Below are 18,918 nucleotides of genomic sequence, written 5' to 3'. Positions count from 1 at the left end.
GTGGCGGGTAGCGGCCACCCATGCGACTGACGTACACCTCCGACGTCTGGTGGAAGAACGCCGTCATCTACTGCCTCGACGTGGAGACGTTCAAGGACGGGAACGACGACGGCGTGGGCGACTTCCGCGGGCTGACGCAGCAGGTCGACTACCTCGCGGGGCTCGGCGTGACGTGTCTCTGGCTCATGCCGTTCTTCCCCACCCCCAACCGGGACGACGGATACGACATCACCGACTTCTACCGCATCGACCCGCGGCTGGGCACGCTGGGCGACTTCGTGGAGTTCATGCGCACCGCCAATGACAGGGGGCTGCGGGTGATCGCGGACCTCGTCGTCAACCACACCTCCGACCGGCACCCCTGGTTCGTGGAGGCCCGGTCGAGCCGGGACTCGCCCATGCGCGACTGGTACGTCTGGTCCGACTCCCCGGAGCCCGACGACCCCTCGCAGATCGTCTTCCCCGACAAGGAGAACAGCGTCTGGCAGTACGACGAGGGGTCCGGACAGTACTACCTGCACAGCTTCTACCGGCACCAGCCGGATCTGAACGTCGGCAACCCCGAGGTCAGGGACGAGATCGCGCGCATACTCGGCTTCTGGATGGAGCTCGGGCTGTCCGGGTTCAGGGTCGACGCGGTGCCGTTCCTCATCGAGAACGTCGATCCGAAGCTGGCGAACCCCCACGAGTTCCTGGCGGACCTGCGGGCGTTCATGACGCGGCGCAAGGGCGGGTCGATCCTGCTGGGCGAGGTCAACGTCCCGTACAAGGACCTGACCCGGTTCTTCGGAGAGGGTCTGGGCGACCAGCTCACCATGTGCTTCGACTTCATCGGCATGCAGAACGCCTGGCTGTCGCTGGCGCGCAACGACGCCACGCCCCTCGCCGACGCCCTGCGCGAGCGCCCCGAACCGCCGAAGGACTGCCAGTGGGCCGTGTTCCTGCGCAACCACGACGAGCTCACCTTAGACAAGCTCACGGACGAGGAACGGCAGGACGTCTTCGAGGCGTTCGGCCCGCGCGAGGACATGCAGATCTTCGGCCGCGGCCTGCGCCGCCGGCTGCCGACGATGCTCGGCGGGGACCTGCGGCGCATGAAGATGGCCTACAGCCTGCTGTTCTCGCTGCCGGGCACGCCAGTGATCTTCTACGGCGAGGAGATCGGCATGGGCGAGAACCTCGACGCGGAGGGCCGCATGGCGGTCCGCGTCCCGATGCAGTGGTCCGCGGACGGCGGCTTCACCCAGGCCGAGCCGGTACGCGAGATCCCGGACGGCTCCTTCGCCCCCGACCGCGTCAACGTGGCCGACCAGAAGCGGGACGTGGACTCGCTGCTGCGCTGGTTCCAGCTGCTCATCGAGCGCTACCGGGAGTGCCCCGAGCTGGCGTGGGGCGACTACACGGTGCTGGAGACCGGCGACCGGGCGGTCCTCGCCCACCGCTGCGACGCCGACGGGGCCACGGTGGTGGTCGCGCACAACCTCTGCGACACGGTCAGGGACGTGGAGCTGACCCTGGAGGGGCTCGGGGGCCACCAGCTCACGGACCTCCTGGTGGACGGCACGCTGGAGGTCTCGGCCGAGGGCTCCGTACGGCTCCCGCTGGACCCGTACGGCTCCCGCTGGCTCCGCGCCTCCCCTCGGGAGCTCCCACCGGAGGACGCCTCGGTCAAGGCCCGCTGACCCGGCTCCCGGGTCAGTGAGAGAGGGGGGCGTCCGTGGTGTCCACCAGCTCGCAGTCCGCGATGGGGCCCTCGCCGACGGCTGCCCAGATGCCCGCCACGACGCCGCCCCCGACCTCCCCGACGCTGAATTCCAGCACCCCCGTCTGGCCGGGCCCGATGACCTTCGGGTCGATGACGAAACCCGGTTCCATGCCCTCTCTCGGCTCCCAGCCCTTGGGGGCCGGGAACACCGACAGCGGCGCCTCGTCGTTGCTGAGGAAGTGGCTGCTGCGCGGCTGCGGGCTGCACTTCTTGCCGCGGGGGATGTAGTCCACCACCACGTTCGCCCCCATGGCCCGCAGGTCCTCCTGGAGCTTCTTCGCGTCCTTGGCCTCGTTGATGGTGACGCGGATGAAGCCGTCCGGCCCCTTGGTCACGGCGTACGCCGGGGCACCGCCGAGGAGCAGCGGGACCGCCACCGCGGCGGCGGCCGCCAGCCCCGCGACGGGGGCCAGGAGGGCCGGGCGCGGAAACCGCCTGCGGGCGGGCCTGCGGTCGATCTCGGTCATCACGAACTCCTTGAGCAGTCGGTGACAGCCCTCGGGAAGATCGCGTTCGGTCGGCCGGCTCATCGGATCTCCTCCTTCTCGGGGCCGGGTTCACCTACTACCTGTCGGGTCGCCGGCGGCGGTTCCCCGGCGGCCGCGAGTTTCTTCCTGGCCCGCGAGAGCCGGGAGCGCACGGTGCCGACGGGAATGCCGAGCGCCTCGGCCGCCTGGGCGTAGTCGAGCCCGGCCCAGACGCACAGCGCGAACACGTCCTGCTCCTGGCGGCGCAGCCGCCCGTACGCCTGCCGCACCGCCGCCAGCCGCCCGGCGTCGTCGATGCGGCCCACGACCTCGTCGGCGAAGTCGGGCACCTGCTCGCCCCTGGGCAGCCGGGCCAGCGCGTCGTCGTGCCTGCGGGCGGCCCGGCGCACGTTGCGGGCCACGTTGGTGGCGATGCCGAGCAGCCAGGGGCGCAGCGAGCCGCCCTCGGGGTCGATCCGGCCCCGTAACCGCCAGGCTTCGAGGAACGTCAGCGCCATCACGTCCTCGGCCGTGGACCAGTTGGCGGTCAGGCGGAAGGCGTGGTTGTAGACGGATTTCGCGCAGTCGTCGAAGAGCTCGCCGAACGCCGCCTGGTCCCCGTCGCGTATGCGGGCACGCATCGACATATCCACATCTGTCTACTGTCCGCGCGACGCGCCGGGTTCCCGCGGGATCAGCTCTGGCCGTTGTCGAAGTACGCGGCCAGCTCCGCGTCAAGTGGCGGCACGTCGTACGGCATTCCCCCGTTGCGCAGCGACATCGTGGCCATGTAGCCCGCCGCCACGCTCATCCTGGCCGCCACCGGCGAGGTGTCCGTCGCGCCGCCGTCCCGGACGAACCGGCAGAACTCCGCCACGATCTGCGCGTCCGCTCCCCCGTGCGAGCCCTCCGCCGGAGGCACCTTGTACGCGATGTCGCAGTCGTCCCGGTAGGCCGTGGGGCCTCGGTTCCAGACCTTGACCGTGTCCCCGGGCTCGTCGCCGAAGTTCTCCAGGCGGCCCTCCGTGCCGATGACCGTGTAGTTGCGCACATAGTCGGGTGTGAAGTGGCACTGCTGGTAGGCGGCGATGACGCCGTTGTCGAGCCGCATGTTCATCACCGAGACGTCCTCGACGTCCACGACGTGGTGCAGGCCGGCGCGCGAGGTCGGCGGCCACTCGTACTCCTCCAGCCACCCGTCGGGCCGCGGCGTGCCGGGCTCGCGGCGCGGCAGGTCGCCGTAGACCATGAGGTCGCCGAACGCGTTCACCCTGGTCGTGTAGCCGCCGGCGAGCCAGTGGATGACGTCCAGGTCGTGGGCCGCCTTCTGCAGCAGCAGGCCCGTGGTGCGGGTGCGGTCGGCGTGCCAGTCCTTGAAGTAGTAGTCGCCGCCGTAGGAGACGAAGTGGCGCACCCAGACGGTCTTCGGCTCGCCGATGTCGCCCTTGCGGATGATGTCGCGCATGAGCCGGACCACGCCCATGTGCCGCATGTTGTGGCCCACGTACAGGCGGGTGCCGGTGTCGCGGGCGGCGCGCAGGACGTTGTCGCAGCCCTCGACGGTGATCGCCATCGGCTTCTCCAGGTAGACGGCCTTGCCGGCCTGGAGGCAGTCGATGGCGATGCGCTCGTGGGTGTCGTCGGGGGTGTTGACGATGATCGCGTCGAGGTCGGGCCGGTCGAGCAGCTCGCGGTAGTCCCCGGTCAGGAACTCCGCCTCGAACCGCCCCGCCTGGCTCTTGAGCACCGCCGGGTCGGAGTCGCACAGCGCGGTCACGACCGCACCCTTGCCCGGCCGGTGCGCGTGCAGGGAGAGGCTCGTCCGCAGCCCGAGGCCGATGACTCCGATACGCAGGTCTTCCACTGATGTCCCTTCCCGAATCAGCCGCAGCAGACGCCAGGCTAGTACTCATTTGTGCAGATAAACAGCTTGAATCATGCAGCTCTGAGCAATACGTAGGGTCGGCGAGTCCGCGCGCCATGCCTTTGCTGGGGCGTGAAGCGGAGCTGTGGGGGCACTTAAGAAAGCCTCGATGGACATCCCGGGAGGGGAGAGGGCACAGTGCGTTAGGTTCGGACTGGGGGGAATGGAGCCATGAAAGCGCTGGTCAAAGAGAAGGCCGAGGCCGGCCTCTGGCTTGTGGACGTGCCCGAGCCCGAGGTGGGTCCCGGCGAGGTGAAGATCCGGGTCCTGCGGACCGGCATCTGCGGCACCGACCTGCATATCCGGAAATTTGATGACTGGGCGCGGCATACTCTGAAGCTCCCGCTGATCGTCGGGCACGAGTTCTCCGGCCACGTGGTCGAGGTGGCGCCGGGCGTGGAGGACGTCGCCGTCGGCGACCTCGTCAGCGGCGAGGGCCACCTCGTGTGCGGCAAGTGCCGCAACTGCATGGCGGGCCGCAGGCACCTGTGCCGCAACACGGTGGGCCTCGGCGTCAACAGGGACGGCGCCTTCGCCGAATACGTCACGCTGCCCGCCTCCAACGTCTGGGTGCACCGGGCCCCCGTCCATCCCGACGTGGCGGCCATCTTCGACCCGTTCGGGAACGCCGTACACACCGCACTGTCCTTCCCCCTGGTCGGCGAGGACGTGCTGATCACCGGGGCGGGCCCCATCGGGCTGATGGCCGCGGCCGTGGCCACGCACGTCGGCGCGCGCAACGTGATGATCACCGACGTCAGCGACGAGCGGCTCGCCCTGGCCGGCAAGCTCGGCGTCTCCCTCGCCCTCAACGTCTCCAGGACCTCGATCACCGAGGGCATGCGCCAGCTCCACATGCGCGAGGGCTTCGACGTGGGGCTGGAGATGTCCGGCAACCCGCGGGCCATGCGCGACATGATCGCGAACATGACCCACGGCGGGAAGATCGCCATGCTCGGGCTGCCCGCCGAGGAGTTCGCCGTCGACTGGGCGACCGTCGTGACCTCCATGATCACGATCAAGGGGGTGTACGGGCGGGAGATGTTCGAGACCTGGTACAACATGTCGGTCCTGCTGGAGAAGGGCCTCGACCTCACCCCCGTCATCACCGACCGGTTCCCGTACCAAGACTTCGACGCCGCCTTCGACACTGCTGCCAGTGGCCGGACGGGCAAGGTCATTCTCGATTGGAGCGCCTGAATGTTCACGAACGTGCGCGAGCAGCTGCGTACGACGCTCGACGAGATCACCGAGGCCGGGCTGCTCAAGCCCGAGCGCGTGATCGGCTCCCCGCAGAGCTCGTCGGTGAGCGTCGCCGGGCGCGAGGTCCTGAACTTCTGCGCCAACAACTACCTCGGCCTGGCCGACAACCCCACCGTGATCGAGGCGGCCAAGGAGGCGCTGGACCGGTGGGGGTTCGGCATGGCGTCCGTACGGTTCATCTGCGGCACCCAGGAGGTGCACAAGGAGCTCGAAGCTCGCCTGTCGGACTTCCTCGGCATGGAGGACACCGTCCTCTACAGCTCGTGCTTCGACGCGAACGGCGGCGTGTTCGAGACCCTGCTCGACGCCCAGGACGCGGTGATCTCCGACGCGCTCAACCACGCCAGCATCATCGACGGCATCAGGCTCTCCAAGGCCCAGCGCTTCCGCTACGCCAACCGCGACATGGCCGAGCTGGAGGCCCGGCTCAAGGAGGCGTCGGAGGCGCGGCGGCGGCTGATCGTGACCGACGGCGTGTTCTCCATGGACGGATATCTCGCGCCGTTGCGGGAGATCTGCGACCTGGCCGAGCGGTACGACGCCATGGTGATGGTCGACGACTCCCACGCCGTCGGCTTCGTCGGGCCGACCGGCCGCGGCACGCCGGAGCTGCACGGCGTCACCGACCGGATCGACATCATCACCGGCACCCTGGGCAAGGCGCTCGGCGGCGCCAGCGGCGGCTACGTCTCGGCCCGCAAGGAGATCTGCGAGCTGCTGCGCCAGCGCTCGCGCCCGTACCTGTTCTCCAACTCGCTCGCCCCCGTCATCGCCTCGGCGTCGCTGCGCATCCTCGACCTGCTGGAGACCTCGAACGAGGCCCGCGAGCAGCTCCGCTCCAACACGGCGCGCTTCCGGGGGGAGATGGCCGAGGCCGGGTTCGACATCCTGCCCGGCGACCACCCGATCGTGCCCGTGATGATCGGCGATGCCTCCGAGGCCGCGGCGATGGCCGAACGCCTGCTCGACCTCGGCATCTACGTCATCGGCTTCTCGTACCCGGTCGTGCCGCACGGTCAGGCCAGGATCCGCGTCCAGCTCTCCGCCGCCCACTCCGCGGAGGACGTCGACCGCGCGGTCCAGGCGTTCATCCAGGCCCGCGGCTGACACCCCGCCCGCCGATCACAGCCGACCGCCGGGGCCTTGAGCGCCGCAGAGCCCCGGCCATCCCGCCCTGGCCCGGCCGTCCTGACCCGGTCGTGCGTGGTCATGACCGGCGGGTGAGTATTCTCGCTGCGACGGATCCCAGCGATCGGGCGCGCCTCACGGAGTGAGGCCAAGGAGCACGGGTGATAGACACGCGGCGGTTGCGCACGCTGCGGGCGGTGGCCGACCACGGCACGGTGACCGCCGCGGCGGCCGCGCTGCACCTCACCCCCTCCGCGGTGTCCCAGCAGCTCGTCGCGCTGGAGCACGAGGTGGGCCACCGGCTGTTCACCCGTGACGGCCGCGGCGTCCACCTCACCGCCGTCGGCAAGATCATGCTGGGCCACGCCAACGAGGTGCTCTCCCAGCTCGAACGCGCCAAGGCCGAGGTGGCCGCGTACGCCACGGGCGAGGCCGGCGAGGTCACCGTGGCCTGCTTCGCCACCGCGATCGGCGCCGTGCTCTCCCCCGCCATCGCCGCCCTGCGCGCCACCTCCCCCGGGCTGCACGTACGCGTGCTGGACGCCGAGGGCGACCACAGCCTGGCCATGCTGCTGGACGGCGAGGCCGACCTGGCCATCACGGTCGAGTACCGGGGCGCCCCCGACGCGGCCGACCGGCGCCTGTCCCGGCTGCCCCTCTACGCCGAGCCGTTCGACCTGGTGCTCCCCCACGACCACCCCTTGGCGTCGGAGGCGACCCTGACCTCGCTCGCCTCCGAGACCTGGATCGGCCCCTACCCGGGCAACCCGGTACACGACGTGATCACGTTCGCCTGCCAGCAGGCGGGTTTCACGCCGAACCTCGCCCACTGCTCCGACGACTTCCGCGCCGTCGTCGCCCTGGTCGGGGCGGGGGCGGGGGTGGCCCTGGTGCCGCGGCTGGCCCTGCGCGACATGGCGCTGACGGGGGTGGCGGTCCGGCGGACGCCGGGGCCCGAACGCCGCGTCTTCGCCGCCGTACGCCGCGGCTCCGACGCCCATCCCCTCCTGCGCCCGCTCCTGTCGGCGCTGCGCACGATCGGCCGCTCTCTCGACGCGGGGTGAAACAACCCCGATTATCCCGATCTTCGGGATAGCGTGCGGCCCATGGAAGGCCCGCGTCATCGAACCCTGCTCGGCCTGCCCGGCGTGGCCGCGCAGGCCGTGCTGGGGTTTCTGGCGCAGCTCACGCAGCAGGTGGCGCCCATCGGGACGGTGCTGGTGGTGCAGGGCGCGAGCGGCTCGCTGACGCTGGCGGGGGTGACCGCGGCGGCGTTCGCCATGGGGGTGGGCATGGGGCGGCCGGTGCAGGGGCGGCTCATGGACCGGCGCGGGTCCAGGCCGGTGCTGGCCGTCACCGCGCTGCTGCACGTGGCCGCGCTCGTCGCGCTGGTCGCGTCCGCCGGGGGCCAGCTCTGGTGGGCCGTGGTGGCGCTGGCCTGGGTGGCCGGGGCCGGGCTGCCGCCGGTCTCCGTGAGCATGCGGCTCGAATGGGGGCGACGCGTGCCGGACGAGGGGCGTACCACCGCCTACAGCCTGGTCTACCTGGTGCAGGAGCTGGCCATGCTGGTGGGGCCGCTGGCGTTCGGGGTGGTGATCGCGCTGAGCACGACCTCGCTGGGGCTGGCTCTGGTGGCCGTCGCCGCGGGGGCCGCGACGCTGGGCTTCGCCCGGGCGCTGCGGTCGGGGGCTCGCGGGCCCGAGCGGGAGCGCGGGCGGGTGTTCGCGGACCGGCGGATGGCGGTGCTGCTGGCCGTGGTGCTGCTGCTCGGCGGGACTCTGGGGGCGCTGCAGGTGGGCGTGCCCGCGCTGGCCACCGCCCGCCAGGCGCCCGCGGCCACCGGGGTGCTGGTGGCGGCGCTGTCCGTGGGCGGCATCGCGGGGGCCGCCGCCTACGGCGCCCGATCCTGGCGGTCCCGGGTCGGGGTGCGGCTGGTGGCGCTGATGCTGGCGCTCGGGGCGGTGCTGGCGCCGCTGGCGCTGGTGGAGTCGTGGCCGGTGTTCTGGATGGTGCTGTTCGGCGGGGGGCTGGCGCTCAATCCGGCGCTGACGACGTCGTCGCTGCTGGTGGACGAGTTCGCGCCGGGGGCGCAGGCGGAGGCGTTCGGGTGGGTCTCCACGGCCATCGGCGTGGGGAGTGCGCTGGGGTCGGGGGTGGCCGGGGTGACCGGGGAACGATTAGGGGCCTCGGCGCCCTTCCTGGCGGCCTCCGGCCTCGCGCTGGCGGGCGCGACCCTGGCGACCGTCCTCCTCCGGCGCGACGGCACGCGCTGAGCCGCGCTGCTCCCGGCGCGACGGCACGGGGTGAGCCGCACTGCTCCCAGCACGGTGGCACGCTCTGAGCCGTACTGCTCCCGGCGCGACGGCATCGCGCGTTCCGGGTGAGCCGGGTGGGTCAGGCGCGGGCTCGGGTGAGTGCCTCGGTGAAGCGGGCGTACCGGTCGAGCTCCCCCCGCACGGGGGCCAGCACGAGATCGTCGCCGACCCGGCCCACCGCCGTGCGCAGGGCTCTGGCCGTACGCCGGGCCCGTCGCCTGCCGCCCGCCCAGGCGGCCAGCCGTGACAGCAGCGCGATCAGCACACCCGCCAGCGCCCCGCCCACCAGCAGCACCGTCGGCCACGGCACCACGCCCACGGTCGGGAGCGGCGGCTGGGGCAGGCGCAGGTAGTCCATCCCGAACAGCCCGCCCAGCCACAGAGCACCGGCCAGCATGGCCGCGAACACCAGCCACTGCAGGACGTTCACGGCCCGCCACCACCTGGGCCGCCGCGTCGCGCCGGCGGACGTCGTGGCCACCACCCGGTCCACCGCGTCGGTCAACTCCTGGGAGCGGGAGCGCGCCGCCTGCCGCACCGCCGCCGCCCACGGGCCGGGCAGGTCCGCCGCGGCCGCCTCGCCGACGTCCCTGATCGCCGTCTCGACCCTGGCCCGCTGTACGGCCGAGGCCGCCGGGACGGACGTACGGCCGACTACTTCGGCCCCAGGCCCCTGCCCCGAAGACGCGGCCGACTTCCCCGAGGACCCGCCCGCGGGCAGCTCGCCCACCGGCCCGCCCACCGGGGCCATGGTGCCGATGCGGAGCCTGCGGAGCGGGTCGGGCCTGAGCTTGCGGATCCAGCGGGTGACGGGCCAGCCGGTGGCGACGACGGCGCGGTGCCGGTGCCCCTTGGCCACCGCCTCCACGACCAGCGGCACCCCGGCCGCCTCACAGAGCGCGGCCGTGAGCGCCCGGTCCATCGCCTGACCCGCCGGGGCCTCCTCCGGCGCGCCGAGGCGGGCGGCGGCGGTGGTGATGTCGGCCGCCAGGCGGGTGGACCAGGACTTGCGTTCCGCGACGCGGTCGTTCAGGAGCGCGCGGAGCTCCGCGAGCCCGGCGCCGGTGCGGGCGGAGACGGCCAGGACCGGCACGCCCGCCAGGCCGTCCTCGTCCAGGAGGCGGCGCAGGTCTCGGAGACAGCGGTCGACGGCGCTGTCCGGCAGGCGGTCGACCTGGTTGAGCACCACCAGCATGACGCCTCGGTGGGCGGCCAGCCGGCGCAGGTAGCGGTCGTGGAGGGCGGCGTCGGCGTACTTCTGCGGATCCACCACCCAGACCAGGAGGTCCACCAGCTCCACCAGCCGGTCCACCTCCAGGCGGTGGGACACCTGGATGGAGTCGTGGTCGGGCAGGTCGAGGAGGACGAGTCCGGACAGGTCGGAGGCGGAGGTGGCGGGGTGGCGCTGGGGAATGTCCAGCCAGTCCAGCAGCGGGCCCGAGCCCTCCCCGTCCCACAGCGCCGCCTGGGCTGCCGAGGTGGTGGGACGTACGACGCCCACCGCCGCCAGGTCCGTGCCGGCGAGTGCGTTGTAGAGCGACGACTTGCCGCTGCCCGTCGCGCCCGCCAGCGCGGCCACGGTGTGGTCGATCGAGAGGGTACGGCGCACGCCGGCCCGTTCGGCGACCGTCCGCGCGCCGGACACCGCCTCCTCCGGCAGCCGCCCCTCAGCCAGCTCGGCGGCCTCCAGCAGGGCGGCCAGGCGGGAGTCGAGGGATGGGCCCTCCTTGCGGCGCAGCAGCTTCACGGCGTGTCCCCCGCGTCCTGTCCGTCCCCGGTCGCGCCTTCTCCACCTGCGGTCGCGTCCTGTCCACCCGTGGTCGCGCCTTCTCCGCCTGCGGTCGCGTCCTGTCCACCCACGGTCGCGTCCTGTCCGCCCGCCGCCGTCGCCGGGAGCTCCGCGCGGTGGGCATGGATGCGCTCGGCCGCGCCGCGCAGCGCGTTCGCCGTCCCCCGGGGCGGCTCCATCGCCTCCAGCTGGGCCGTGAACCGGTACGACTCCTCCTCCAGCAGCAGCCGCACCCGATCCCGCAGGTCGTCCCGCGCCCGCACGGTCAGCGTCCGCACGGCCTGGTCGCCGAAGACGGCCTCCAGCAGCTTCTGCGACAGCAGGCTCGTGCCGCCCGCGATCCCCACCTCGATCCCGGTCAGCCCTCCTGTGGAGGCGAACACGCCCAGCATGAGCAGCAGCCCCGCCCCGTTCACCCCGAACGAGGCCACGCGGGCGGCCGTCCGCCGTTCGCGCCCTTCCTCTCGTACGAGGTCCAGGACGAACTCCTGCCACCCCCGGACCGTCGCCTCCGCGCGCTTGCCCACGTCGGGAGCGGCGCGGCCGAGGCGGGCGGACTCCATCGGCCCGAGCCGCTCCAGCAGACCGGGCCCGCCGGGCGCGGCCGACCAGCCTTCCAGGGCGCGTTCGGCGGACCCGTCGGCGGCGCCCCTGATGAGCGCCCCCACCCCGCTCTCCAAGGCGTCCCTGAGCTGGCCCTCCGGCATCTGTCCGGTGAAGAAGCCGACGATCCTGTCGCGCAACCACCCGACCCGGCTCTCCAGGGAGCGCATGAGGTCGCCGGTGCCGATGAAGTCCTGCCAGCGGGCCAGCACCTCGCCCCGCAGCAGCGACCCGTCACGCATGCCCGCGTCGAAGTCGGCGATGCCGCCCGCGTAGGCGCCCGCCACGACGGAGCGCAGGGTGTCGAAGGCGGCCTGCTGGCGTTCGACGGCCACGGCCAGCGCGGGCACCCGGGTGGCCAGGCTGTCGAGCGCCCCGGACAGCGTCTGGCGTACGACGCGGGATCTCTCCGCCGCGTCGGTGGCCAGCCCCGTGAGCCAGGAGGTGATGGGCCGCACGGTCTCCTCCGGCAGCCTGGCCTTCTCCGAGGGCAGCGCCGCCTCGGGGACGGTGAACAGCAGCGTGCCGTCGAGGCCGTTCTCGGCCAGGAGGCGGGTCAGGTCGCGCGAGATGGGCTCGACCGCGTCCGGGGGCACCCGGTCGAGTACGAGGGCCAGGGCGGTGCTGCGTTCGCGGGCGGAGCGCAGGAAGCTCCACGGCACCTCGTCCGCGTAACGGGCGGCCGTCGTGACGAACAGCCACAGGTCGGCGGCGGCCAGCAGCTGGGCGGCGAGCTCCCGGTTCGCGACCACCACGGAGTCGATGTCGGGCGCGTCGAGCAGCGCGAGGCCGGCGCCCAGCGCGTCGGAGGTGACCACCCGCAGCGCTCCCGGACCGGTGCCGGTGGCGCGGGACAGGCCGGGCAGCACGTTCTGGCCCATGAACCAGGTCTGGTCGGCCGGGCTGACCACGAGCGTGGGAACGAGCGTGGTGGGCCGCAGCACCCCCGGCTCGCTGACGTCGGCCCCGACCAGCGAGTTGACCAGCGTGGACTTGCCCGCCCCCGTGGACCCGCCGACGACGGCCAGCAGCGGCGCGTCGAGCGCGCGCAGCCGGGGCAGCAGGTAGTCGTCGAGCTGCCCGGCCAGCTCGCGCAGCGCACGCCGGTCTCGCGCCGCCTCACCGACCGCCAGCGGGAACAGCTCGCGATCCAGCGGCCGGCGCAGCGCCTCCAACGCGGCCAGCAGATCCATACGGCCCACGCTAGTCTCCGGCGCGGCCAGCGGCTCCATACGACCCACGCTACGGTGAGCCGCGTCCGGCGGTCCACCGCAGGTGGTGAGGTGTCGCGCCTAGCCTGGCGGCTCCCGCAGCACGTAGCCGACACTGCGGAGGGTGTGGATGAGGCGCGGCTCGACGTCGTCCACCTTGCGCCTGAGGTAGGACACGTACGACTCGACGACGCCGGCGTCGCCGCCGAAGTCGTAGTTCCAGACGTGGTCGAGGATCTGGGCCTTCGACAGGACCCGCCCCGCGTTGACCATGAAGTAGTGCAGCAGCTTGAACTCCGTCGGCGACAGCCGCACCTGCCGGCCGGCCCGCCACACCTCGCGGGCGTCCTCGTCCAGCTCCAGGTCGGCCACCTTGAGCTTGCTCGCCGGCGCGCCCTCCCCGCGCGTGCGCCGCAGCACCGCCCGGATCCTGGCCTGCACCTCTTCCAGGCTGAACGGCTTGGTCACGTAGTCGTCGCCCACCCGCAGGCCCGCGATCTTGTCCTCGGTGTCGCCGCGCGCGGTCAGGAACAGCACCGGGGCGTCGATCCGCTTGGCCACCTCGAACCCGTCGAGGTCCGGCAGCATCACGTCGAGCACCACGAGGTCGGGCGAGGCCCGGTCGGCCACCTCCACGGCTTCCTGCCCGTCGGCGGCGGTCAGCACCTCGAACCCGGAGAAGCGCAGGCTGGCGGACAGGAGGTCCCTGATGCTGGGCTCGTCGTCCACCACCATGATCAGCGCCTCGGGTTTCGTCACCTACTTAGAGTGACCCAGCGACCTGAGGGTTAGCTGAAGGCTCACTCCAAGGCGAGTGGGAGTTCGACCCGGAAGGTGGAGCCGGCCTCCGGCGAGCTGTCCAGCGTGACCGTGCCGGCGTGGGCCTGGACGAGCGCCCGCACGATGGCCAGGCCGAGCCCGCTGCCCCGGTCCTCGCCGGAACGGCGGCGCGATCTTGCGGAGTCGGCGCGGTAGAAGCGTTCGAAGACGTGCTCGACCTGCTCGGGCGTGAGTCCGGGGCCGTTGTCGACGACCTCGAGGAACAGCGTCTCCGAGCCCGCCCCGATGCGCACGATGATCGGCGAGCCGGCCTCGGTGTGGATGATCGCGTTGGTGACGAGGTTGCTGATGACCTGGCGCAGGCGTACCTCGTCGCCCGAGACGATCAGGGCCGCGCCGCCGACCACGTCCAGCTTGATGATCCGGTCGGGCGCGAGGATCCTGGCGTCCTGCACGGCGTCCGCGGCCAGCGCCAGCATGTCCACCGGGCGCATCTTCAGCGGCCGCTGCTGGTCCACCCTGGCCAGTAAAAGCAGGTCGTCCACCAGCAGGCTCATCCGGCCCGCGGCCTTCTCCACGCGCTGCATCAGCTCGGCGGGGTCGGCGCCGGGGTTCTGCCTGGCGTACTCGGCGAAGCCGCGGATGGAGGTCAGCGGGGTGCGCAGCTCGTGGGAGGCGTCGCCGACGAACTGGCGCATGCGGTCCTCGGAGCGGCGGGCCGCCGCCTCCGACGCCGACCGCGCCGCGAAGGCGGCCTCGATCTGGGCGAGCATCCCGTTCAGCGAGTTGGCCAGGCTCCCGACCTCGGTACGCGGGTCGGCGTCCGGCACCCGGCGGCCCAGCTCACCGCCGGCGATGGCCTCGGCCGTGCGCTCGATCTGGCCGAGCGGGCGCATGCTCCGCCGCACGATCGTGATGCCCGCGACGGTCAGGAGGAGCAGTATGCCGCCGCCGCCCAGCAGCTCGATGAGCACGAGCCGCCTGGTGATCGCGTCGACCTCCTCCAGGTCCACCGCGACCACGAGCGTCTGCCGCTGGACCACGCGCTCCAGCACCCGCCACTCGCCGTCCCCCTTGATCGCCGGCGCCGTGTACGCCTCCGCACCCGGCGAGGGCGACAGCACCGGCTTGGGCTTCAGATCCACGTCGCGGTCGGTGAGCATCGGCAGGAAATCGCCGCCCGGCTCCTTGACCAGGACGATCGCGTCGGACTCGATGATGATCGGCCGCTCGGAGGTCTCCCTGTCCTTGCGCCAGTCGCTCACGACCTTCTTGTGCATGCGGGCGTTGAGCAGGCCGAGCTGGCTGTCCACCCGGTCGATGAGGTAGCCGTGCAGCACCGAGACGCTCACCAGGCCGATGAAGGTCATGCCGAACCCCAGCAGGGCCAGCATCGACGCGATGAGCTTGATCCGGAGCGGCAGGCCGCGCATCAGGGACTCGGTGGCAGGCGTAGGACGTATCCGACACCGCGCAGGGTGTGGATGAGCCGGGGGCTGCGGTTGTCGATCTTCCGGCGGAGCACGGACACGTACGACTCGACGATGCCCACCTCGCCCCGGAAGTCGTAGTCCCACACGTGGTCGAGGATCTGCGGCTTGGATAGGACGCGGCCGGCGTTCGTCATGAAGTAGCGCAGCAGCTTGAACTCGGTCGGCGACAGCGCCACCGCGTTGCCCCCGCGCCACACCTCGTGGCTCTCCTCGTCCAGCTCGATGTCGGCGAACGTCAGCCGCGGCGGGGCGGCCGGGAGGTCGCCGTTCGTACGGCGCAGGACCGCGTGGATCCTGGCGACCACCTCCTCCAGGCTGAACGGCTTGGTCACATAGTCGTCGCCGCCGATCGTGAGCCCGCGGATCTTGTCCTCGGTCTCGTCACGGGCGGTCAGGAACACCACGGGCGTGTGCAGCCCGCCGCCGCGCAGCCGCCGGACGATCTCGAATCCGTCCAGGTCGGGCAGCATGACGTCGAGCACGACGAGGTCGGGCCGGTGCCGTTGCACGGCGGCGACGGCGTCGTGGCCGCTCTTCGCGGTGGTCACGTCGAAACCCGCGAACCTCAGACTCGCGGCCAGGAGCTCGAGGATGTTGGGATCGTCCTCGACGATCAGCAGGCGTGATTCCATCACATCCAAGGATGCCCTCATCGGACGAGTGCTGGGACAATTCCGGCAATGTGCCGGGCAATCGCCAGGCTGGAGGTGGCGGCGGGCGAGGGCGCGTTGCGCACCAGGACGATGTTGCCGTGCACGTCCACCACGAAGTCGTCGACCAGGCGGCCGTCCCTGGCGAGGGCCTGGGCGCGTACGCCGCCGGGGGCCCGTACGAGGTCGGCGGCGGTGAGCTCGGGGACGTAGCGGCGGGCGCCCCGGACGAACGCGCCTTTGACGAGGGACCCGTAGACCTCCTTGATCCCCGTGCGCCAGTGGCTCCTGGCCATGCGCAGCGTCCCCGGCCAGCCAAGAATTTGACCGAAATTTCGGATATTTCGCCAGGTGTAGCCTTCGTAGGCCAAGGCGAGCACCGCGTTCGGCCCCACCAGCACCCCGCCGTCGATCTGGCGCGTCAGATGCACCCCCAGGAACGGGTAGCGCGGATCCGGCACCGGATAGATCAGCCCGCGGACGAGATCCTTGGCCGCGCCCTGGAGCGCGTAGAACTCCCCTCGGAACGGGACGATCCGCACATCCCCCGGATGTCCCGCCATCCCGGCCACCGTGTCGGTGCCCAGGCCGCCGCAGACCACCAGCCGGTCGAAGGTGAACTTCCGCTTGGCCGCGAGCACGTCCACGCCCCCGGACCGCTCCCTGATCGCCCTGACCGGATGCGAGAGCCGTACGGACCCGCCCATCTCCTCCACGTCCAGCGCGAGCCGCCGCGCGACCGCGGGGAAGTCGCAGATCGCGGTGTGCGGCGAGTGGATCGCGCCGACGCCGACCGTGTGCGGCTCGATCTCGCGCAGCGCCAGCCCGTCGAGCTCGGCGATGCCCGGCACGCCGTTGGCGCGCGCCCGCTCGGCCAGCGCGCTCAGCAGCGGCCGCTCGGCACGGGTGCTCGCGACGACCAGCTTGCCGACCTCGTCGTACGGCAGCGCGTTGGCGGCGCAGTACTCCTTGAGCAGTGCCACACCCTCGCGGCACAGCCGGGCCTTGAGCGAGCCCGGCGGGTAGTAGATGCCCGCGTGGACGACGCCGCTGTTGTGGCCGGTCTGGTGGGCGCCGACGTGCGGCTCCTTGTCCAGCACGGTCACCTCGGCGCCCCTGACCTTGGCCAGCTCGCGCGCCACGGCCAGGCCGACTATGCCCGCCCCCACGACTCCGATCTTCTCCGTCACACGACGATTTTCCGGCTAACTGGCCGTCCCCGCTATATCCGGGCGATCCAGCACTTGAGCCGGTGAGCACAGTGGGTCTTTCCAGGACATTCAGTCGAACATGAGTACGATGGCGGCATGTATCTTCCGCCGGAGTGGCCACCCGAGGTCCGGCCACCCAGCGTCCCCGACTGGGAGTTGTCCGCCACGACCTGGCTCCTGGACGCGCTCCCGCCGGACTACCGGCAGCACGAGGTCCTCCGGCGCCATCCGATCGCGCTGGTCAGCATGGCGCGCTATCACGTCGACGCCGCCGTGGAGGCGGCCAGGACCGGTTACCGGAAGGCCGCCGTCGACCTGAAGGGGCACCTCCCGCCGCCCGCGATCGAGGCCGTGCTCGACGTCTACCGGCACGAGGGCCCGCGCCTGGTCCGGCTGGCCCGCTCGATCGAGGTGGTCGGGCAGGCCCTGCGCGGAGAGTTCTTCACCGCGACCATGCGCGGGCAGGGGCGGCGGGCGGGTCCCTCGCCGTCCTGACGCAGGTCAGGGCCGGGGGATGGCGACGGCGTCGTACGGCGTGTCCGGGGTCGGCGTCGTGTCGAAGCGGGCGTTGGGGAGGTACAACCGGGCCCCGAAGGCGGCCACGGTCGCCGGCACGTCGAACCTGGGATCGCTCACCCGCCGCACGACGCGGCCCTCGGTCCCCGTCGCGTTCAACCGCAGGACGGCCACGGCGTTGAGCCGGTTCTGCACCGCGTACAACGTCCGGCCGCGCAGCAACAGGCCGTCGCCCTCCCGCAGCGACTCGCCGTGCAGGTCCACCCGGCGGGTCGCGCCGGTCGGGTCGACGCGGAACAGCCCGCCGGTGTTCGACTGCACGACGATCAGGCCCCGGCCGTCCGGGGTGGGCGTGATGCCGTTGGCGTTGAAGCCGTCGCCGTACTCCAGGTCCCCGGTGAGCGGGATCCGCACCGCGGTGGCGGGCAGCCGTCCGCCGCGCAGCGGCAGCTTGTAGAGCACCGGGTTGGTGGAGTCGGTGAACCACGCGGCGTTCCGGGTGAGGATGACGTCGTTGACGAACGCCGGGCCGGTGACCAGCCGGTAGGAGGCCAGCACCCGGCCGGTGCGAGAGTCGACGACCCGCGCGTCACCGCCCGTGCCGCCCGCCACGAACAGCCGCCCCCGCGAGTCGAGCTTCATGCCGAGCGACGGCGTGCCGGGTCCGCGGCTGATGATCGCGCCGCGCCCGGTGCGCAGGTCGGCGCGGTAGATGGAGCCGTCGGCCATGGAGCTGATGAAGGCGAAGGGTCCGGTGCCGGTGGCGATGCCCTCGGGCTGGAAGCCGTCGGGCAGCGAGATCGAGGCCGGAAGATCCCCGGCCCGCCGGTCCGCGGCCGCTCCGGCGGGGCCGCCCATGGTGACGGCCAGCGCGAGCGCGGCGAGGATCGCGCCGAGGGCCCTGATCGATCGCGTCACTTGCCGCCTCCGGTCGAGGTGAACGCCGCGGCGTGGTCGCGGGCGAAGTCGGCGATGTCGCGCGGGGGGCGGCCGAGAAGGGCGGCGACCGTGTCGGTGGTGAAGTCGCCCCAGCCGGAGGCGTACGCCTGCGCGTACTCCTCCAGCATGTCGACGATCCAGGCCGGGACGCCGTAGCCGAGCAGCGTCTTGCGCTTGGCGTCGTCGCCGACCGGCAGGTACGTGACCGGCCTGCCGAGAGCGAGCCTCAATTGCTCGGCGACCTCGTCGAACGTCAGCGAGCGCGGGCCGGTGAGCGTGTACGTCTCGCCGTGGTGACGGTCGGGGTCGTCGAGGAGCACGCGGGCGGCGCACCCGGCGATGTCCCGCACGTCGATCATGCCGATCCGCGCCGAGGCCAGGTTCAGCGAGAACGTGCCGCTGGCGGCGATGTCGCCCGCCTCGTTCAGCAGGTTCTGCATGAACCAGTGCGGGCGCAGGATCGTCCAGCGCATGCCCCACCGTTCGAGCTCCTGGTCGGACAGCGCGTGCAGCCTGCCGCTGCGGTTCGGCGCGTCGTGCGCCGCGCCGACGACGGACAGGCGGACGACGCGCTCCACCCCCGCCTGGCGGGCGGCCCACCCGGCGTTCATGCTGTGCTCCGGGGCGCGCGGGCCGTTCGGGGTGAGCAGCCACACGTCCTGCACGCCCTCGAAGGCGGGCGGCAGCGACCGGGCGTCGTCGAGGTCACCGACGAAGACCTCGGCCCCCTGCTCGGACAGGCCGCCCGCGCCGGACTCGTCGCGGACGAGCGCGCGGAGGTCGACCTCGGCTCCTTTCAGCACGTCGATCAGCGCGGTGGACACGGTTCCGGTGGCCCCGGTGATCAGTACGGTGCGTGACACG

The 18,918-nt window shown here is 72.2% G+C and carries 17 protein-coding genes; 6 read left to right on the top strand and 11 right to left on the bottom strand.

Annotation, left to right across the window (positions count from 1 at the left end; all coding sequences use genetic code 11):
- Positions 1–20: 20 nt before the first annotated feature.
- The gene (locus ABZX61_RS57500; RefSeq protein ID WP_355209574.1) at positions 21–1,682 is read left to right on the top strand and encodes an alpha-amylase family protein; all 1,662 of its coding nucleotides are present in this window, start codon (positions 21–23) and stop codon (positions 1,680–1,682) included.
- 13 nt (positions 1,683–1,695) lie between these two features.
- Here the strand turns inward: ABZX61_RS57500 and ABZX61_RS57495 are convergent, their stop codons facing one another.
- The 3 genes from ABZX61_RS57495 to ABZX61_RS57485 are packed head-to-tail and all read right to left on the bottom strand — an operon-like array spanning position 1,696 to position 4,096.
- A complete protein-coding gene (locus tag ABZX61_RS57495; RefSeq protein ID WP_355209571.1) occupies positions 1,696–2,295 on the bottom strand; it encodes a hypothetical protein in 600 nt (199 codons plus the stop codon).
- Positions 2,292–2,873: an RNA polymerase sigma factor gene (locus ABZX61_RS57490; RefSeq protein WP_350738430.1), complete on the bottom strand. Its 582-nt coding sequence runs from the start codon at positions 2,871–2,873 to the stop codon at positions 2,292–2,294. Before ABZX61_RS57490 ends, ABZX61_RS57495 begins: the two co-directional genes overlap by 4 nt.
- Positions 2,874–2,926: 53 nt before the next feature.
- Positions 2,927–4,096 (bottom strand): Gfo/Idh/MocA family oxidoreductase, encoded by a 1,170-nt coding sequence (locus ABZX61_RS57485; protein WP_355209569.1) that lies wholly within the window; start codon positions 4,094–4,096, stop codon positions 2,927–2,929.
- A gap of 231 nt (positions 4,097–4,327) precedes the next feature.
- Between ABZX61_RS57485 and tdh the strand changes: the two genes are divergently transcribed.
- The 4 genes from tdh to ABZX61_RS57465 all read left to right on the top strand — a co-directional run bounded on the left by tdh (position 4,328) and on the right by ABZX61_RS57465 (position 8,820).
- Positions 4,328–5,356 carry an L-threonine 3-dehydrogenase gene (gene tdh / locus ABZX61_RS57480; RefSeq protein ID WP_350738434.1) on the top strand — a complete coding sequence of 343 codons (1,029 nt, stop codon included), beginning with the start codon at positions 4,328–4,330 and terminating at the stop codon, positions 5,354–5,356.
- Entirely contained in the window at positions 5,357–6,526 is a 1,170-nt protein-coding gene (locus ABZX61_RS57475; protein ID WP_350738437.1) for a glycine C-acetyltransferase, read from the top strand.
- Between the two features lie 182 nt (positions 6,527–6,708).
- On the top strand, positions 6,709–7,611 hold the full coding sequence (locus tag ABZX61_RS57470) for a LysR family transcriptional regulator (protein ID WP_355209565.1): 903 nt from the start codon (positions 6,709–6,711) through the stop codon (positions 7,609–7,611).
- A 42-nt stretch (positions 7,612–7,653) separates the two neighbouring features.
- The gene (locus ABZX61_RS57465; protein WP_355209563.1) at positions 7,654–8,820 is read left to right on the top strand and encodes an MFS transporter; all 1,167 of its coding nucleotides are present in this window, start codon (positions 7,654–7,656) and stop codon (positions 8,818–8,820) included.
- Between the two features lie 121 nt (positions 8,821–8,941).
- Here ABZX61_RS57465 and ABZX61_RS57460 read toward each other — a convergent pair whose 3' ends face one another.
- The 6 genes from ABZX61_RS57460 to lhgO all read right to left on the bottom strand — a co-directional run bounded on the left by ABZX61_RS57460 (position 8,942) and on the right by lhgO (position 16,578).
- Positions 8,942–10,609 carry a YfjP family GTPase gene (locus tag ABZX61_RS57460; RefSeq protein WP_355209560.1) on the bottom strand — a complete coding sequence of 556 codons (1,668 nt, stop codon included), beginning with the start codon at positions 10,607–10,609 and terminating at the stop codon, positions 8,942–8,944.
- Positions 10,606–12,447, bottom strand: a complete 1,842-nt coding sequence (locus ABZX61_RS57455; RefSeq protein ID WP_355209557.1) for an ABC transporter — start codon at positions 12,445–12,447, stop codon at positions 10,606–10,608. Before ABZX61_RS57455 ends, ABZX61_RS57460 begins: the two co-directional genes overlap by 4 nt.
- Positions 12,448–12,546: 99 nt before the next feature.
- Positions 12,547–13,200, bottom strand: a complete 654-nt coding sequence (locus ABZX61_RS57450; RefSeq protein WP_350738546.1) for a response regulator transcription factor — start codon at positions 13,198–13,200, stop codon at positions 12,547–12,549.
- 65 nt (positions 13,201–13,265) lie between these two features.
- Entirely contained in the window at positions 13,266–14,678 is a 1,413-nt protein-coding gene (locus ABZX61_RS57445) for a HAMP domain-containing sensor histidine kinase (protein ID WP_355209554.1), read from the bottom strand.
- Positions 14,678–15,370 (bottom strand): response regulator transcription factor, encoded by a 693-nt coding sequence (locus tag ABZX61_RS57440; RefSeq protein ID WP_225963761.1) that lies wholly within the window; start codon positions 15,368–15,370, stop codon positions 14,678–14,680. Before ABZX61_RS57440 ends, ABZX61_RS57445 begins: the two co-directional genes overlap by 1 nt.
- A 17-nt stretch (positions 15,371–15,387) precedes the next feature.
- Positions 15,388–16,578 (bottom strand): L-2-hydroxyglutarate oxidase, encoded by a 1,191-nt coding sequence (gene lhgO / locus ABZX61_RS57435; RefSeq protein WP_355209551.1) that lies wholly within the window; start codon positions 16,576–16,578, stop codon positions 15,388–15,390.
- A 117-nt stretch (positions 16,579–16,695) separates the two neighbouring features.
- Between lhgO and ABZX61_RS57430 the strand changes: the two genes are divergently transcribed.
- Positions 16,696–17,094 carry a hypothetical protein gene (locus ABZX61_RS57430; protein ID WP_355209549.1) on the top strand — a complete coding sequence of 133 codons (399 nt, stop codon included), beginning with the start codon at positions 16,696–16,698 and terminating at the stop codon, positions 17,092–17,094.
- 6 nt (positions 17,095–17,100) lie between these two features.
- Here ABZX61_RS57430 and ABZX61_RS57425 read toward each other — a convergent pair whose 3' ends face one another.
- Both ABZX61_RS57425 and ABZX61_RS57420 read right to left on the bottom strand, forming a co-directional pair.
- Positions 17,101–18,033 (bottom strand): superoxide dismutase, encoded by a 933-nt coding sequence (locus ABZX61_RS57425; RefSeq protein WP_355209546.1) that lies wholly within the window; start codon positions 18,031–18,033, stop codon positions 17,101–17,103.
- Positions 18,030–18,917: an SDR family oxidoreductase gene (locus ABZX61_RS57420; protein WP_355209543.1), complete on the bottom strand. Its 888-nt coding sequence runs from the start codon at positions 18,915–18,917 to the stop codon at positions 18,030–18,032. Before ABZX61_RS57420 ends, ABZX61_RS57425 begins: the two co-directional genes overlap by 4 nt.
- Position 18,918 lies beyond the last annotated feature (1 nt).

This window comes from Nonomuraea sp. NPDC003709 (assembly GCF_040610775.1).
Lineage (GTDB): Bacteria > Actinomycetota > Actinomycetes > Streptosporangiales > Streptosporangiaceae > Nonomuraea > Nonomuraea angiospora_A.
This window is presented reverse-complemented; position numbering and strand designations above follow the sequence as displayed.